Genomic DNA, 15,465 nt, shown 5'->3' on the forward strand with positions numbered 1-15,465 from the left:
ATGGTGCAGGTGGCGACCTGGATCGCCGACATCGTCGACGCGATGGCGGCCGGCAGCGACCTCGACGGCGTGATCGCTCGGGTCAGCGCCGACGTGGCGAAGCTGACCGCCCGCTTCCCGGTCTACACCGCCGCGCGCAAGGCGGCGGCCTAGGCGATGCCGGCGGCGCAGCGCGGCGGCCGGTCTCCGACGCTCTGAGGCGGCGGCCGTGCAATGCCCGTTCTGCAAGACGCCGGACACCCGGGTCATCGACTCGCGCTTGTTCGAGGACGGCACCCAGGTCCGCCGGCGTCGAGAATGCCCGCAGTGCGACGCCCGCTTCACGACCTTCGAGCGCGCCCAGTTGCAAATGCCGTATGTGCTCAAGCGCAGCGGCACGCCGGAGCCGTTCGACGAGGACAAGCTGCGGCGTGGCATCGAGCACGCGATCTTCAAGCGGCCGGTGCTGCCGGAAAAGGTCGACCACGCGATCGAGAACGTCATGCGCCGTGTGCGCGCCGTCAGCGAGCGCGAAGTGCCGTCGATGCGGATCGGCGAATGGGTGATGGACGAACTGCGCGATCTCGACCATGTGGCCTACGTCCGCTTCGCGTCGATCTACCGCGCGTTTTCCGACGTCAATGCTTTCCGCGAGGAAATCAATCGCCTCGAACAGCTGCCGACGCCGGAAGCCCGGCGCAGCCAGATGCTGCTGATCGAGACCGATCAGGCAGCCGCTGCGGCTGCCGCCCAGACGGCGCCGGCGCAACGGCTGGCGGCCGAACACGACAAGCCCGCCAAAGCCACCAAGCGGGTCAAGTGAGCGCTCCTGATCCGTCGTACATGCGCCGCGCGCTGGCGCTCGCGGCACGCGGCAAGTGCACCACCCAGCCCAATCCGAGAGTCGGCTGCGTGCTGGTGCGCGACGGCGAGGTCGTCGGCGAAGGCTGGCACCAGCGAGCCGGCGAACCGCATGCCGAAGTGTTCGCGCTGCGCATGGCCGGCGAGCGCGCCCGTGGCGCCGATGCCTATGTGACCCTGGAGCCCTGCGCCCACCACGGCCGCACGCCGCCCTGCGCCGATGCCCTGATCGCCGCCGGTGTCGGCCGGGTGTTCGCCGCCGTCGGCGACCCCTTCGAGCAGGTCGCCGGCGCCGGTTTCGCGAAGCTGCGCGCGGCCGGCATCCCCTGCCAATCCGGGTTGCTGGAAGCCGAGGCGCGCGCCTTGAGCCGTGGCTTCCTGTCGCGCATCGAGCGCCGGCGGCCGTTCGTCACGCTGAAGCTGGCGATGAGCCTCGACGGCCGTACCGCGATGGCCAGTGGCGAAAGCCGCTGGATCACCAGCGCCGAGTCGCGCGCCGACGTGCACCGCCTGCGCGCCGAAGCCGGCGCCGTGCTGACCAGCAGCGACACCGTGCTGGCGGATGAGCCCGAACTCAGCGTCCGTCTGCCGCAGGCCGACGCGGAAGGCTGGCGCCAGCCGGACCGCATCGTGCTCGACAGCCGTGGCCGGGTGCCGGCATCGGCACGGGTCTGGCACGGCGCCGCGCGACGGTTCTGGCTGACCGCAGCGGCCGTGCAGGCGCCGGCCGGCGTCGAGGTCGCCACCGTGCCGCTCGAGGCCGACGATCGCCTGTCGCTGCCGGCGGCGCTGGCCTGGCTCGCCACGCGCGACGTCAACGAAGTGCTGGCGGAATGCGGGCCGAAGCTGGCCGGCAGCCTGCTGCGCGCCGGGCTGGTCGATGAACTGGTGGTCTACGCGGCGCCGAAGCTGCTCGGCAGCGCGGCGCGCGGGCTGGCCGAACTGCCCGGCCTGGAGCGGCTGGCCGACCACATCGCGCTGCAATTCACCTCGGCCGAACTGCTCGGCCCCGATCTCAAAATCACCGCCCGCATCGCGGGCAGGAATGGCTAGCCATGTTTACCGGAATCGTCGAAGCGCTCGGGCGCATCGATCGCATCGAAGCCGTCGGCGGCGACGTCCGCCTGACCATCGCTACCGATGGCGGCTATCTCGACGGCGTCAATCTGGGCGATTCGATCGCCAGCAACGGCGTCTGCCTGACCGCCGTGGCGCTGCCGCCGAAGGCCTTCGTCGCCGATGTCTCGGTGGAAACGCTGGATGCCACCACCGCCCGCCGCTGGCAGGTCGGCACCCGGCTGAATCTGGAACGGGCGCTGACGCCGCACAAGCCGCTCGGTGGCCACATGATGTCCGGTCATGTCGATGGTGTCGGCCATCTGGTCGACAAGCACGTCGATGCCCGCTCGTGGCGGCTGGGCTTCGAAGCGCCGCCGGCGATCGCCCGCTACATCGCCCGCAAGGGCTCGGTGGCGATCGACGGAGTAAGCTTGACGGTCAACGCGGTCGACAAGTGCCGGTTCGAGGTCAACATCGTGCCGCATACCTGGGAAAACACGACGCTCGGCGGCCTGTCCCCCGGCGATGCGGTGAACCTCGAAGTCGACCTGATCGCCCGCTACCTCGAACGCCTGCTGGAGGCCCGCAGTGAGTCCGCATCATGAGTAAGGTCCAGCCGATCGCCGACGCGCGGGGCCGTGGCCTCGATTCGACCGAGGAGATCATCGCCGACATCAAGGCCGGCAAGATGGTCGTCATCATGGATGACGAGGATCGCGAGAACGAAGGCGATCTGATCATGGCCGCCGTGCACTGCCGGCCGGAAGACATCAACTTCATGGCCCGCTACGGTCGCGGCCTGATCTGCCTGACCCTGACTGCCGACCGCTGCCGCCAGCTGCGCCTGCCGCCGATGGTGGCCTATGGCGATGACCTGCATCAGACCGCGTTCACGGTGTCGATCGAGGCGTCCCAGGGCGTCACCACCGGCATTTCGGCGCACGACCGCGCGGTCACCGTGCGGGCGGCAGTGAAGGCCGATGCGCGCCCCGAAGACCTGGTCCAGCCCGGCCACATCTTCCCGCTGATGGCGCAGCCGGGCGGCGTGCTGACCCGCGCCGGCCATACCGAGGCGGGCTGCGACCTGGCCCGTCTGGCCGGACTGGAGCCGGCGTCGGTGATCGTCGAGATCCTCAACGACGACGGCACGATGGCACGCCGGCCGGATCTGGAAGTGTTCGCCCGCGAGCACAATCTCAAGATCGGCACCATCGCCGACCTGATCCGCTACCGCCTGCACAACGAGCACACCATCGAGCGGGTCGCCGAAACCACGGTGCGCACCGAGTTCGGTGATTTCCGGCTGGTGACCTACCAGGACGCGGTCGAGAACACCCTGCATCTGGCGCTGGTGCGTGGCAACGTCGAGGCCGATCGGCCGACGCTGGTCCGGGTCCATGTCGGCAACATCCTGTCCGACGTGCTGTGCGTCGAGCACCCGGATTTCTCCTGGCCGCTGCGCAAGGCGCTGCAGCGGGTGGCCGAGGAAGGCAGCGGCGTCGTCGTGCTGCTGCGCAAGACTGCATCGCCGCGCGATCTGGTCAAGCAGATCCTGGCGCTATCGACGCCGCACGCCACGCCCGCCAGCCCGGCGGCGGCGAGCAGCGACGACGCCCAGAGCCTGCGCACCTACGGTATTGGCGCGCAGATCCTGATCGACCTCGGCGTGCGCCGGATGCGCGTGCTGTCCGGCTCGTCGTACCGCATGCAGGCGCTGTCCGGCTTCGGCCTGGAAGTCGTCGAATACGTTCACACCCAGTAAATCATTCATCAGAGCCATTACGTGCCGAAAGCCGCCCCGAAGAAGTCGCCGTCCGCCGCCGCCCCGAGCGCGCACAAGAGCGGTTATGCCGCCCCGCCGAAGCCGGAGAAGGGCCGCTTCCGCCACAAGCGGATCGCCATCATCAAGACGCGCTGGAATGTCGAGATCGTCGATGCGCTGACCGAGGGTGTCGTCAAGTGCCTGAAGGACTGGGGCGTGGCGCCGGCCAACGTCCGGCACTTCCATGCGCCGGGCGCCTTCGAGCTGCCGCTGGCGGTGTCGGCGCTGATGGACAGCGACCAGTTCGATGGCGTGGTGGCGCTTGGTGCGGTGATCCGCGGCGACACGCCGCACTTCGATTTCGTGGCCGGCGAATGCTCGCGCGGCCTGCGCGAGGCCTCGCAGATCTACAAGACCGCGCTCGGCTTCGGCGTGCTGACGGTGAACACCGCCGAGCAGGCTTTCGAACGCTGCAAACCGGGCAAGACCAACAAGGGCTACGAGGCGGCAGCCGCGATGCTGGAAATGATCGCGCTGCTGGATGAAGTCGGTGGCTGAGCCGGGTAGCCCGCAGGCCGGGCAGGGCGTTCATCCGACCAGCCGTCGCGGCCTCGCCCGCCGGCTGACCGTGCAGGCGCTGTACCAGTGGATTCTCAACCAGACCGCGCCGGACACGCTGATCAAGGAGTTCCGCGAGATGCCGGACGGCTTCGGCCGCGCCGATCCGCAGTACTTCGGCGAGCTGCTGCACGGCACCGTCAACGAGGCGGCGGTGCTGACCACCCAGATCGTGCCGCACCTCGACCGGCCGCTGAACCAGCTCGACCCGGTGGAGTACTCGGTGCTGCTGATGGGCGCGTTCGAGCTGAACCACCGGCCGGAAGTGCCGTACCGCGTGGTCGTCAACGAGGCGGTGAATCTCGCCAAGGTGTTCGGCGCCGAGGACGGCTACAAGTTCGTCAACGGCGTGCTCGACAAGATCGCCCGCCAGACGCGGGTGCACGAGATCAACGCCGCCGGTTGAGCGATGGATGAGTTCGCACTCATCCGCCGCCATTTTTCCGGCCTGACGCCGGCCGGCGCGCCGGGCGTCCGGCTGGGCATCGGCGACGATGCGGCGATCCTCGCGCCGCCGCCCGGCCACGAGCTGCTGATGACCAGCGACACCCTGGTGGCCGGCCGCCATTTCCCGCTGCAGACCGCCGCAGCCGACATTGGCTGGAAGGCGCTGGCGGTCAACCTGTCGGACCTCGCCGCTATGGGTGCCAAGCCGCTGTGGTGTCTGCTGGCGCTGACCCTGCCGGCTTCGGATGACGGCTGGCTGGCCGGCTTCACCGAAGGCTTCGCGGCGCTGGCGCAGGCGCACGGTATCGCGCTGGTCGGGGGCGACACCACGCGCGGCGCGCTTTCGATCACCGTCACCGCCGTTGGCAGCGCACCGGCCGGCACGGCGCTGCGGCGCTCGGGCGCGCGGGTCGGCGATGTCGTCTGTGTCACCGGCACGCTTGGCGATGCCGCACTCGGCCTGCGGCGGCTGGCGCCGGCCGCGCCGTCGGCCTGCGCCCAGACCGTCCACGACATCGCCGCGCTGCGCGCGCGGCTGGACCGTCCGACGCCGAGAGTGGCCGCCGGGCTTGCGCTGCGCGGCCTGGCGACGGCAGCGATCGATCTGTCCGACGGCCTGGCCGGCGATCTCGGCCACCTGCTGGCCGCCAGCGGCGTCGGCGCCGTGATCGACGCCGACCTTCTGCCGATGTCGAACGCTTTCGCCCAGCAGGCCGAGGACGACCAGCGGCTGGCCTTGCAGGCGGCCGGTGGCGACGACTACGAACTCTGCGTCTGCCTGCCGCCGGCGCAACTCGCGGAGGCGCAGGCGGCGGTGGCCGCCAGCGGCTGCCGGCTGACCGTGATCGGCTGCATCGATGACCTTCCTGGCCTGCGCTGGCAGCGCGCGGGGCAGGTGATCGCCGGTCCGCAGCACGGCTATCGGCATTTCGAGTCGGCCGCCGCCCATGGCTGAGCCGGGCCTGATCGGCGTCTTCGATTCCGGGCTCGGCGGCCTGTCGGTGCTGCGCGAGATCGTGGCCCGGCGGCCGGCGCTGTCGACGTTCTATGTCGCCGATTCCGGCCATTGTCCGTACGGCAACAAGCCGGCCGACCAGATCATCGCCCGCGCCGATGCGATCACCGAGTTCCTGCTGGGGCAGGGCGCGCAGCTGATCGTCGTGGCCTGCAACACGGCGACCATCGCGGCGGTGGAATACCTGCGCGCCAATTACTCGGTGCCGTTCGTTGGCATGGAGCCGGCGGTGAAGCCGGCGGTGGCGGCCACCCGTTCCGGCGTGATCGGCGTGCTGGCCACCGGCGCGGCGCTGGCCGGCGACAAGCTGCATCGGCTGATCGACCGGCATCGCGGCACCGTCCGGGTGATCACCCAGCCGTGCCCGGGGCTGGTCGAGCAGGTCGAGCGCGGCGATCTCGATGGCCCGCAGACCCGCGCACTGCTGGCGCGTTACGCGCAGCCGCTGGTCGCCGCCGGTGCCGACGTGCTGGTGCTGGGCTGCACGCATTACCCTTTCCTGCGCGCGACGCTGGCGGACCTCGTCGGGCCGGGGGTGACCCTGCTGGATACTGGCGAGGCGGTGGCGCGGCGGGTCGACAGCCTGCTGCCTGCCGCGCCGCCGCCTGCCTCGGCCAGCGGGCTGCAGCCTGCTGCCCGCCGCTGGTACACCAGTGGCGATCCGGGGCAGATCAGCGCCGTCGGCAGTCGACTGTGGGGTGCGCCACTGGCGGCGCAGCCATTGGGTAGCTGAGCACAATGCAGTACCGTTGCGCGCTTCCGTTTCGCAGGCGGCGGGGACCGCGCCTGTTGTTGTGCCTCCAGACCGCGCGCCGTTGATGGACCCGCGCGGCATCACCAGAACTGTTCAGGGGTAGGGCGTGAAATCTTTGCAAGTGATCTTCGCCGCGTCGATCGTGGCCATGTTGGTGGCCTGCAACGGCAGTTCGGCGGTCGACGTGGGACCCGGGCCAGGTCCGGGGCCGGGCCCAGGTCCAACCCCGAGCCCAGGGCCGACGCCGGGACCGGAGCCGACGGTGACCATCGATCCGGTCAGCGGCTTCCTCAACACCAGCACGCCGATTGCGCAGCAGAACACCACTTCCGGCTTTGCCCCGATCCGCATCGCGGTCGGCACGACGGCGACCTCGCAGACGATCACCGTTGCCGGCGTCAGCCGTCGCTATGTGCTGCTGCGGCCGGCGGCGGCGTTGTCCAATCCGCCGCTGCTGGTGATGCTGCATCCGTCGTTCACCTCATCCGAAACGATGGCCAACACCACCAACGTTTCCGACTACGCGCTGACCCAGGGCTTCTGGGTGGTGCTGCCTCAGGCGCAGGCCGGTGGCTGGAACGATGACCAGGTGAGCAGCCGCGACGACGACGTGCAGTTCATCTCGCAGCTGATCGATACGCTGGTCGCCCAGGGCAGCGTCGACCCGCAGCGGATCTACGCGACCGGTTTCTCCAGCGGCGGCTTCATGACCCAGCGGCTGGCCTGCAGCCTGCCGGACAAGATCGCGGCGTTCGCAGTCGATGCCGCGACCATGCGCAATCCGATGGTCGCCACCTGCGCCAGCCCGAGCGTTCAGCGGCCGAAGCTGTACTTCCTCGGCACCGCCGACCTCATCGTCGCCTACAACGGTGTGTTTCCCGAGCTGCCGAACGGTCAGCGTTCGGCGGACGGCACGATGGCGTTCTGGGCCGGCCAGCAGGGCTGCGACGGGCCGGTAGTCTCGGCGCAGTTGCCCGATCGGGCCGCCGACGGCACCCGCGTGACGCGCACCGTCTACGGCGGCTGCCGTGGCGACACCCGTCTGGAACTGTTCACCATCAATGGCGGTGGCCACGCCTGGCCCGGCGGCGAAGCCTCGCTGTTCGGCGTCACCACGCGCGACATCCAGGCCACCGGCCTGCTGTGGCTGTTCGTGCGTAGCTACCGCCGCTGAGCCGGTTCCCGTGCTGATCGCCGGTCGTCCGAATGCGGCGCTGTGGCCGGCGATGCCGGGTCCGGCATGAGCGGCCCGCAGCCATCCGCCCGTCACGCCTGGCGACCGGCCGCGTCGGTGATCCTGCGCTCGCCGGTCCATCTGCTGGCGTTCGGCTTCGGCACCGGGCTCGCGCCGAAAGGGCCCGGCACGGCGGGTACGCTGGTCGGCATCCCGCTGTTTCTGGCGATGATGGCGATGCCGCTGCCGGCTTTCGTGGTGCTGCTGCTGGCGCTGAGCCTGTTCGGTTGCTGGCTGTGCGGCGCCTCGGCGCGGCAGCTGGGCGTGCACGACTACGGCGGCATCGTGTTCGACGAGATCGTCGGCTACGTGGTGGCGGCGACGCCGCTGCTGCCGGCGTTCGCGCTGAACCGACACGGGCTGCCGGCCGGGCTGGCGGCGGCCTTCGTGCTGTTCCGGATCTTCGACATCTGGAAGCCTTGGCCGATCGGCTGGCTTGATCGGCGCCTGCAGGGCGGCGTCGGCATCATGGTCGACGACCTGGTGGCCGGACTGTTTGCCGCTGCCGTGCTGGCGTTCGGCCTGGTGCTGGCGGGCTGATGGCAGGCCGGCTGCAAGGCTGCGCCTTCCGGTCCGGAAGGGTCGCTGCCGCGTCCGGCATATTGATATGGTACCGTACTACATAGACCATCCCGCTTGGAGCCGCGTGGGATGGTGCAGTGCAATACCCGCGTTACAATACGGTAAAGTATTGTCCCGTTTTCCTGGTCCTTCGAGTGCGCCATGTCCGTTGAACGCGATGTGATGGAGTACGACGTTGTCATCGTCGGTGCCGGCCCCGCCGGCCTGTCCGCAGCCTGCCGCCTGAAACAGAAAGCGGCCGAAGCGGGCGGCGAGATTTCCGTCTGTGTGGTCGAGAAGGGCTCGGAAGTCGGTGCCCACATCCTGTCCGGCGCGGTGTTCGAGCCGCGCGCGCTGACCGAGCTGTTCCCGAACTGGAAGGAGCTGGGTGCGCCGCTGGAAACGCCGGTCGTGCGCGACGACATCTACCTGTTCCGCAGCGAGACGGCGGCCGTGAAGCTGCCCGGCCTGTTCGTCCCGAAGCCGATGCACAACGAAGGCAACTACATCATTTCCCTCGGGAAGCTGGTGCGCTGGCTGGGTGCGCAGGCAGAAGGTCTCGGCGTCGACATCATTCCCGAGTTCGCCGCCCAGGACGTCATCATCGAAGACGGCGTGGTCAAGGGCATCACCATCGGCGACAAGGGCGTTGACCGCCACGGTGAACAGACCGAGAACTTCGCGCCGGGTCCGGAAATCCGCGCCAAGTACACCTTCTTCGCCGAAGGCTGCCGCGGCCACATCGGCAAGCGCCTGCTGCGCGAATTCCAGCTCGACAAGGACGCCGACCCGCAGCATTACGGCATCGGCATCAAGGAACTCTGGAAAGTCGATCCGGCCAAGGCCCAGCCCGGCCTCGTCATCCACGGTGCCGGCTGGCCGCTGGGCCTCGGCTCGGAAGCGACTGGCGGCTCGTTCCTGTATCACCTCGAGGACAACCAGGTGGCGGTCGGCCTGATCGTCGACCTGTCGTACTCGAACCCCTATCTGTCGCCGTTCGACGAATTCCAGCGCTTCAAGCATCACCCGAAGATCGCCGAGCACCTCGAAGGCGGCACGCGGCTTTCCTACGGCGCGCGCGCGATCGCCAAGGGCGGCTTCAACTCGCTGCCGAAGATGAGCTTCCCGGGCGGCGTGCTGGTCGGCTGCGATCTCGGCACCATGAATTTCTCGAAGATCAAGGGCAGCCACACGGCGATGAAGAGCGGCATGCTCGCCGCCGAAGCGGCCGCCAAGGTGCTGCTGGCCGGTGCCGAGGGCGGTGACGAGCTGACCGGCTACACCACCGATTTCCGGGCCAGCTGGCTGTACGACGAGCTGTACCGCAGCCGCAATTTCGGTCCGGCGATCCACAAGTTCGGCGTCCTGTTCGGCGGCGCCTTCAACTGGGTCGACCAGAACCTGTTCGGCGGCAAGATCCCGGTGACCTTGCATGACACCACGCCCGATCACGCCACGCTGAAGCCGGCGGCGCAGAGCGTGAAGCCGGCCTATCGCAAGCCGGATGGCAAGCTGAGCTTCGACAAGCTGTCGTCGGTGTTCCTGTCCTCGACCAACCACGAGGAAGAGCAGCCGGTGCATCTGAAGCTGGCCGACGCGACGATCCCGATCGCGAAGAATCTGCCGCTGTACGACGAACCGGCGCAGCGCTACTGCCCGGCCGGCGTCTACGAAGTGATCGGCGAGGGCGCCGACAAGCGCTTCCAGATCAACGCCCAGAACTGCGTGCACTGCAAGACCTGCGACATCAAGGACCCGGCGCAGAACATCACCTGGATCGCGCCGGAAGGTTCGGGCGGCCCGAACTACGCCGCGATGTAATCTGCCGCCCCGTCCTGTAACAGCCCGATCGCGAGCAGCACATGCCCGAACTGAAGAAACTGCTGGAGCAGAACCGCGCCTGGTCGCGCAGCATCGAGGAAGCCCAGCCGGGCTTCTTCGAGCGGCTGTCGAAGCAGCAGGTGCCCGAATACCTGTGGATCGGCTGCGCCGACAGCCGCGTGCCGGCCAACGAGATCATCGGCCTGCCGCCGGGCGGCGTGTTCGTCCATCGCAACATTGCCAACGTGGTCGTGCATACCGACCTCAACTGCCTGTCGGTGCTGCAGTACTCGGTCGACGTGCTGAAGGTGAAGCACATCCTGGTGGTGGGCCATTACGGCTGCGGCGGTGTGCTGGCGGCGCTCAACGGCACCCGCGTCGGGCTGGCCGACAACTGGCTGCAGCACGTTCGCGATGTCATCGAGCGCTATCGCGGCAAGCTCGATGCGGAGCCTGACGCGGTCAAGCGCGGCGACCTGCTGTGCGAGTTCAACGCGATCTCGCAGGCGGCGCACGTCTGCGAAACGACGATCATCCGCGACGCCTGGGAGCGCGGCCAGCCGGTCAAGGTGCACGCCTGGGTCTACGGCCTGAAGGACGGCCTGATCCACGAGACCGGCGTCAGCATCGGCAGCGTGGCCGAGTTCAACCAGCTGCGCAGGGATGGCCTGTTCGGCGAAGGCGCTTGAAGAACTGTCAATCAACTACTGTGGTTCGCTAGAGAGAGAAGATGAAAGCACTGGTCAGCGTCAAGAGAGTGATCGACTACAACGTTCGCATCCAGGTCAAGCCGGACGGCTCGGGCGTGGTGGTCGACGGTGTGAAGCACAGCGTCAACCCGTTTGACGAGATCGCGATGGAAGAGGCGGTGCGCCTGAAGGAAAAGGGCAAGCTGACCGAAATCATCGCCGTGACCGTCGGCGGCGCGAAGTGCGAGGAAACCCTGCGCACCGCGCTGGCCTTCGGTGCCGACCGCGCCGTGCACGTCAAGGTCGACGACGAGATCCAGCCGCTGACCGCCGCGCAGGCGCTCGCCGCTGTGTTCAAGAAGGAAGGCGTGGACCTGTTCTTCCTCGGCAAGCAGGCGATCGATGACGACGCCGCCCAGACTGGCCAGATGGTCGCAGCGCTGCTCGACCTGCCGCAGGCGACGTTCGCCTCCAAGGTGGAAATCGACGGCGGCAAGGCCACGGTCACCCGTGAAGTCGACGCCGGCCTCGAAACGCTGGAATTCGACCTGCCGGGCATCATCACCACCGACCTGCGCCTGAACGAGCCGCGTTATCTCAAGCTGCCGGACATCATGAAGGCGAAGAAGAAGCCGATCGAAGTGGTGGGTCTCGCCGACCTCGGTGTCACCGCCACCGCCGGCCTGAAGTCGGTGAAGACGGCCAACCCGCCGAAGCGCTCGAAGGGCGTGATGGTCAAGACGGTCGACGAGCTGGTCACCGCGCTCAAGGCCAAGGGCCTGATCTAACCGTCTTCCCCCATTAGGAGATTTCCATGAGCAAGATTCTCGTCATCGGCCAGCACGCCGACGGCAAGCTGAACAGCGGTATCGCCAAGGTCGTCAACGCCGCCAAGGCCATCGGCGGCGACATCCACGTTGCCATCTTCGCCAACGACGGCGCGGCCGTCGCCGCCCAGGCCGCCGCGCTGGACGGTGTGGCCAAGGTGCTGGTCGTCGACCGCGCCGGCAACGACGACTACGTCGCCAGCGCCATCGCCCCGCAGATCGTCGCCCTGACCCAGAGCGGCGGCTACAGCCATGTGCTGGCCGCCGGCACCACCAGCGGCAAGGACTTCCTGCCGCGCGTGGCCGCCAAGCTCGGCGTGCAGCAGGTGTCGGACGTGATGGCCGTGCATTCGGCGACCTCGTTCGACCGCCCGATCTACGCCGGCAACGCGATCCTGACCGTCGAAGCGCCGGCCGCCCCGGCGATCGTCGCGACCATCCGTCTGGCCTCGTTCCAGGCCACCGGCGCCGCCGCTGCCGCCGCGCCGGTCGAGAAGATCAGCGTCGACGCCGCGATCCCGACCCATACCCGCTTCGTGAAGCTGGAAGCCCAGAAGAGCGAGCGTCCGGAACTGCAGTCGGCCAACCGCGTCGTCTCCGGCGGCCGTGCGCTGGGTTCCAGCGAGAACTTCTCGATCATCTACTCGCTGGCCGACAAGCTGAAGGCCGGTGTCGGCGCCTCGCGCGCCGCGGTGGACTCGGGCTACGTGCCGAACGACATGCAGGTCGGCCAGACCGGCAAGATCATCGCGCCGGAGCTGTACTTCGCGATCGGCATCTCGGGCGCGATCCAGCATCTGGCCGGCATCAAGGACGCCCGCACCATCGTCGCCATCAACAAGGATCCGGAAGCGCCGATCTTCGAAGTGGCCGACTACGGTCTGGTCGGCGACCTGTTCCAGCTGGTGCCGGAACTCGAAGCCAAGGCCTAACGGCCGCCAGGGCTCATCGGCCCGACCGGACCGAACGGTCCGCAACGCTGATCCACGAAGGCCGGGCAACCGGCCTTCGTCTTTTCCGCAGCAGGAACCCACATGGCGTACCAGTCGATCTTCGCGAAGGACCTGTTCAAGGGGCAGACCATCGTTGTCACCGGCGGCGGTTCCGGCATCGGCCGCTGCACCGCGCATGAACTGGCGGCGCTGGGCGCGCGACTGGTGCTGACCGGCCGCAAGCAGGACAAGCTCGACCGCACGGTCGCCGAGATCCGCGAGGACGGAGGCACGGCGAGCTGCGCCAGCTTCGATATCCGCGACGAGGAGGCGGTGAAGGCGGCGGTGGCGGCGATCGTCGCCGAGCACGGCGTGATCCACGGGCTGGTCAACAACGCCGGCGGCCAGTATCCGGCGCCGCTGGCGAGCATCGGCAAGAAGGGCTGGGACGCGGTGGTTGCCAACAATCTCACCGGCGGTTTCCTGATCAGCCGCGAGGTCTACCTGCAGAGCATGCAGGCCCACGGCGGGGCGATCGTCAACATGATTGCCGACATGTGGGGCGGCATGCCCGGCATGGCGCACAGTGGTGCGGCGCGTGCCGGAATGATGAATCTGACCGAGACCGCCGCATTGGAATGGGCAGCCGCTGGTGTCCGGGTGAATGCCGTGGCGCCGGGCTACATCGCCTCGAGCGGCATGGATCATTACGACGCCCGTTTCCGCGCCGAGGTGATCTCGAAGATGGCGGACGTCGCACCGCTGAAGCGGATGGGCACCGAAAGCGAAGTCGCCAGCGCCATCGTCTACCTGCTGTCGCCGGCCGCTGCCTTCGTGACCGGCACCTGCCTGCGGATCGACGGCGGCACCAGCCTGTCGCCGAAAGCGTTTCCGCTGGCCGGCAATGGCAACACCCGGCCGTTCGAAGGCTTCCACCGGGCGGTGAAACCGGCGGCGATCGGCGAGTACAGCGCCCACGACGAAGCGTGAGTGGCGCGGCGATGGATCGCGGTGCGAATCGGGGCGCGATGAGGAGCGATCATCGTTCTATGGCGACGATTCGCAACGACGTGTCGCGTCGCGAGACACGGCGCAGCACTCACGTTTTGCTGTCCGCACTGCAGTAGTGGCGACCGGCCGATCCACGGTTGCCCGGCGGGGTTCTTGCGGTAGAGAAGGCGGGTGACGGACGCCCATCGATACGCGAATATACGAACAGCCTGCTGCCATCGCCGGAGCCTTTCATGGGCACACAGATCGCCATCACGTTGAGGCCCGATGTGCCGTTCGACCTGAACGCGCGACTGACCTTGCTGGTCACCGAACTGGTCGACAAGTGGCTGACCCCGGAGCCGGACCGACGCGTCATTCCCCGCGCCCGCATCCTGCTGATCACCCGCCACCGGCAGCAGGAGATCGTGCTCAGCCCGCATACCCCGAAGGTATCGTGGCGGCAGTACGAGTTCTGGTATCTCGGCGGCCGCTCCGAAGTGCGACTGTCGATCAAGCGCAACCAGTAGACGGCGGCGGCGTCCGGCGCGCCGATTGATCGCGCACAGCGTCCGATCGAACCGGGTGGCGGCTCAGATCGCCTGGCCGATCTTGAAGATCGGCAGATACATCGCCACCACCAGGCCACCGACCAGCACGCCGAGCACGACCATGATCATTGGCTCCAGCAGCGCGGTCAGGTTGTCGACCAGCGAATCGACTTCCTCCTCGTAGAAATCGGCGAGCTTGGCGCACATGTGGTCGAGCGAGCCGGATTCCTCGCCGATCGCCACCATCTGCTGCGCCATCGGCGGGAACAGGCCGCTCTGCTGCATCGTCAGCTGCAGCTGCTGGCCGGTCGACACCTGGTCGCGCATCTGCAGGATCGCTTCGGTGAACACGATGTTGCCGGCTGCCTTGGCGACCGATTCCATCGCTTCCACCAGCGGCACGCCGGCCGCGAACATGGTTGACAGCGTGCGAGCGAAGCGGGCGACGGCGGACTTGTAGAGGATGTCGCCAACCACCGGCAGCCGCAGCATCAGCCGGTCGGTGAAGCGCCGCACCTTCGGTGATCGGACATGCGCCTCGCGCAGGCCGAAGAAGCTGCCCAGGCCGCCCAGCAGGATCATCCACCAGTCTTCCTGGATGAAGTCCGACAGTGCGACCACCATCTTGGTGAATGCCGGCAGGTCGGCGCCGAAACCCTGGAACAGCGACGCGAACTGCGGCACGACGAAGTACAGCAGGATGCCGGTGACGATGAAGGCGACGACGATCACCGCCGCCGGGTAGGTCAGGGCCTTTTTGACCTTCTTCTTCAGCGACTCGGTCTTTTCCTTGTAGGTGGCGATCTTGTCGAGCAGCGCTTCCAGCGCGCCCGAGCGCTCGCCGGCGTCGACCAGATTGACGAACAGGTCGTCGAACTGGCGCGGGTACTTGGCCAGTGATTCCGCCAGCGTGGCGCCGCCCTCGATGTTCGACTTGATGCCCAGCACCATCTCGCCCATCGACGGATTGGCGTGGCCGCGGCCAACGATCTCCAGCGACTGCACCAGCGGCACGCCGGCCGACATCATGGTCGCCAGCTGGCGGCTGAACACGGCGATGTCCTGGCCCTTGATCGGCTTCTTCTGCTTGCCGAACAGCGAAAGCTGCTTGTTGACGCGGGTCGGATTGATGCCCTGCTTGCGCAGCTGCAGCTTGATCGCCGCCTCGCTCGGCCCTTCGGAAACGCCCTTCACGATCGCGCCCTTGCGGTCGCGGCCTTCCCACTTGAAGGTCGAATCCTTGGGTTGTGCGTTCGCGCTTGCCATGGCCATTCCGGGTGAGTGGCCGACGCCGCAGCAAGGCGTGCGGACGCGCCGGCGGCACGATTTCGGCTCTTGCATCCAGCGCCTGCCGGGCAACGGACA

17 protein-coding genes are annotated in these 15,465 nt (G+C 68.1%); 16 read left to right on the forward strand and 1 reads right to left on the reverse strand.

The features are described from left to right. Positions 1 to 208: 208 nt before the first annotated feature. The 16 genes from nrdR (at position 209) to ACTIGJ_RS18125 (ending at position 14,079) form a co-directional block, all read left to right on the forward strand. Complete coding sequence (nrdR, locus tag ACTIGJ_RS18050) at positions 209 to 802, forward strand: transcriptional regulator NrdR (protein ID WP_439641719.1); 594 nt, start codon at positions 209 to 211, stop codon at positions 800 to 802. 20 nt (positions 803 to 822) lie between these two features. Beyond that, positions 823 to 1,893 (forward strand): bifunctional diaminohydroxyphosphoribosylaminopyrimidine deaminase/5-amino-6-(5-phosphoribosylamino)uracil reductase RibD, encoded by a 1,071-nt coding sequence (ribD, locus tag ACTIGJ_RS18055; protein WP_439641760.1) that lies wholly within the window; start codon positions 823 to 825, stop codon positions 1,891 to 1,893. A gap of 2 nt (positions 1,894 to 1,895) precedes the next feature. Next, positions 1,896 to 2,504: a riboflavin synthase gene (locus tag ACTIGJ_RS18060; protein WP_439641720.1), complete on the forward strand. Its 609-nt coding sequence runs from the start codon at positions 1,896 to 1,898 to the stop codon at positions 2,502 to 2,504. Further along, on the forward strand, positions 2,501 to 3,661 hold the full coding sequence (ribBA, locus tag ACTIGJ_RS18065) for a bifunctional 3,4-dihydroxy-2-butanone-4-phosphate synthase/GTP cyclohydrolase II (RefSeq protein WP_439641721.1): 1,161 nt from the start codon (positions 2,501 to 2,503) through the stop codon (positions 3,659 to 3,661). The genes ACTIGJ_RS18060 and ribBA overlap by 4 nt, the downstream gene beginning before the upstream one ends. A gap of 21 nt (positions 3,662 to 3,682) precedes the next feature. After that, entirely contained in the window at positions 3,683 to 4,219 is a 537-nt protein-coding gene (ribH, locus tag ACTIGJ_RS18070) for a 6,7-dimethyl-8-ribityllumazine synthase (protein ID WP_439641722.1), read from the forward strand. Further along, positions 4,203 to 4,685 (forward strand): transcription antitermination factor NusB, encoded by a 483-nt coding sequence (gene nusB, locus ACTIGJ_RS18075; protein ID WP_439641723.1) that lies wholly within the window; start codon positions 4,203 to 4,205, stop codon positions 4,683 to 4,685. Before ribH ends, nusB begins: the two co-directional genes overlap by 17 nt. Before the next feature lie 3 nt (positions 4,686 to 4,688). After that, entirely contained in the window at positions 4,689 to 5,681 is a 993-nt protein-coding gene (gene thiL, locus ACTIGJ_RS18080) for a thiamine-phosphate kinase (RefSeq protein WP_439641724.1), read from the forward strand. Beyond that, positions 5,674 to 6,474, forward strand: a complete 801-nt coding sequence (gene murI / locus ACTIGJ_RS18085; RefSeq protein ID WP_439641725.1) for a glutamate racemase — start codon at positions 5,674 to 5,676, stop codon at positions 6,472 to 6,474. The genes thiL and murI overlap by 8 nt, the downstream gene beginning before the upstream one ends. Positions 6,475 to 6,757: 283 nt before the next feature. Continuing rightward, the gene (locus tag ACTIGJ_RS18090) at positions 6,758 to 7,669 is read left to right on the forward strand and encodes an extracellular catalytic domain type 1 short-chain-length polyhydroxyalkanoate depolymerase (protein WP_439641726.1); all 912 of its coding nucleotides are present in this window, start codon (positions 6,758 to 6,760) and stop codon (positions 7,667 to 7,669) included. Between the two features lie 66 nt (positions 7,670 to 7,735). Beyond that, positions 7,736 to 8,269 carry a phosphatidylglycerophosphatase A family protein gene (locus ACTIGJ_RS18095; protein ID WP_439641727.1) on the forward strand — a complete coding sequence of 178 codons (534 nt, stop codon included), beginning with the start codon at positions 7,736 to 7,738 and terminating at the stop codon, positions 8,267 to 8,269. Positions 8,270 to 8,452: 183 nt separating this feature from the next. Next, the gene (locus ACTIGJ_RS18100) at positions 8,453 to 10,111 is read left to right on the forward strand and encodes an electron transfer flavoprotein-ubiquinone oxidoreductase (protein WP_439641728.1); all 1,659 of its coding nucleotides are present in this window, start codon (positions 8,453 to 8,455) and stop codon (positions 10,109 to 10,111) included. A gap of 41 nt (positions 10,112 to 10,152) precedes the next feature. Next, a complete protein-coding gene (gene can / locus ACTIGJ_RS18105) occupies positions 10,153 to 10,800 on the forward strand; it encodes a carbonate dehydratase (RefSeq protein ID WP_439641729.1) in 648 nt (215 codons plus the stop codon). A gap of 41 nt (positions 10,801 to 10,841) precedes the next feature. Further along, positions 10,842 to 11,588, forward strand: coding sequence for an electron transfer flavoprotein subunit beta/FixA family protein (locus tag ACTIGJ_RS18110; RefSeq protein WP_439641730.1), 747 nt, complete (start codon positions 10,842 to 10,844; stop codon positions 11,586 to 11,588). A 26-nt stretch (positions 11,589 to 11,614) separates the two neighbouring features. Beyond that, positions 11,615 to 12,559, forward strand: coding sequence for an electron transfer flavoprotein subunit alpha/FixB family protein (locus ACTIGJ_RS18115; protein ID WP_439641731.1), 945 nt, complete (start codon positions 11,615 to 11,617; stop codon positions 12,557 to 12,559). Positions 12,560 to 12,661: 102 nt separating this feature from the next. Beyond that, positions 12,662 to 13,549, forward strand: a complete 888-nt coding sequence (locus ACTIGJ_RS18120) for an SDR family oxidoreductase (protein WP_439641732.1) — start codon at positions 12,662 to 12,664, stop codon at positions 13,547 to 13,549. 254 nt (positions 13,550 to 13,803) lie between these two features. Further along, positions 13,804 to 14,079 carry a hypothetical protein gene (locus tag ACTIGJ_RS18125; protein ID WP_439641733.1) on the forward strand — a complete coding sequence of 92 codons (276 nt, stop codon included), beginning with the start codon at positions 13,804 to 13,806 and terminating at the stop codon, positions 14,077 to 14,079. A gap of 63 nt (positions 14,080 to 14,142) precedes the next feature. Here ACTIGJ_RS18125 and ACTIGJ_RS18130 read toward each other — a convergent pair whose 3' ends face one another. Beyond that, on the reverse strand, positions 14,143 to 15,366 hold the full coding sequence (locus ACTIGJ_RS18130; RefSeq protein ID WP_439641734.1) for a type II secretion system F family protein: 1,224 nt from the start codon (positions 15,364 to 15,366) through the stop codon (positions 14,143 to 14,145). Between the last annotated feature and the right edge of the window lie 99 nt (positions 15,367 to 15,465).

Origin of the sequence: Nevskia sp. (genome assembly GCF_051860985.1) — a bacterium.
Lineage (GTDB): Bacteria > Pseudomonadota > Gammaproteobacteria > Nevskiales > Nevskiaceae > Nevskia.

Bases quoted from the DNA above. Each gene is read 5' to 3' on its own strand.
- ACTIGJ_RS18115 (WP_439641731.1), top strand. From the start codon at position 11,615: ATGAGCAAGATTCTCGTCATCGGCCAGCACGCCGACGGCAAGCTGAAC.
- ACTIGJ_RS18130 (WP_439641734.1), bottom strand. From the start codon at position 15,366: ATGGCAAGCGCGAACGCACAACCCAAGGATTCGACCTTCAAGTGGGAA.
- ACTIGJ_RS18060 (WP_439641720.1), top strand. From the start codon at position 1,896: ATGTTTACCGGAATCGTCGAAGCGCTCGGGCGCATCGATCGCATCGAA.
- ribD (WP_439641760.1), top strand. From the start codon at position 823: ATGCGCCGCGCGCTGGCGCTCGCGGCACGCGGCAAGTGCACCACCCAG.
- thiL (WP_439641724.1), top strand. From the start codon at position 4,689: ATGGATGAGTTCGCACTCATCCGCCGCCATTTTTCCGGCCTGACGCCG.
- ACTIGJ_RS18100 (WP_439641728.1), top strand. From the start codon at position 8,453: ATGTCCGTTGAACGCGATGTGATGGAGTACGACGTTGTCATCGTCGGT.
- can (WP_439641729.1), top strand. From the start codon at position 10,153: ATGCCCGAACTGAAGAAACTGCTGGAGCAGAACCGCGCCTGGTCGCGC.
- ACTIGJ_RS18120 (WP_439641732.1), top strand. From the start codon at position 12,662: ATGGCGTACCAGTCGATCTTCGCGAAGGACCTGTTCAAGGGGCAGACC.
- nusB (WP_439641723.1), top strand. From the start codon at position 4,203: ATGAAGTCGGTGGCTGAGCCGGGTAGCCCGCAGGCCGGGCAGGGCGTT.
- ACTIGJ_RS18110 (WP_439641730.1), top strand. From the start codon at position 10,842: ATGAAAGCACTGGTCAGCGTCAAGAGAGTGATCGACTACAACGTTCGC.
- ribBA (WP_439641721.1), top strand. From the start codon at position 2,501: ATGAGTAAGGTCCAGCCGATCGCCGACGCGCGGGGCCGTGGCCTCGAT.
- ACTIGJ_RS18095 (WP_439641727.1), top strand. From the start codon at position 7,736: ATGAGCGGCCCGCAGCCATCCGCCCGTCACGCCTGGCGACCGGCCGCG.
- ACTIGJ_RS18125 (WP_439641733.1), top strand. From the start codon at position 13,804: ATGGGCACACAGATCGCCATCACGTTGAGGCCCGATGTGCCGTTCGAC.
- murI (WP_439641725.1), top strand. From the start codon at position 5,674: ATGGCTGAGCCGGGCCTGATCGGCGTCTTCGATTCCGGGCTCGGCGGC.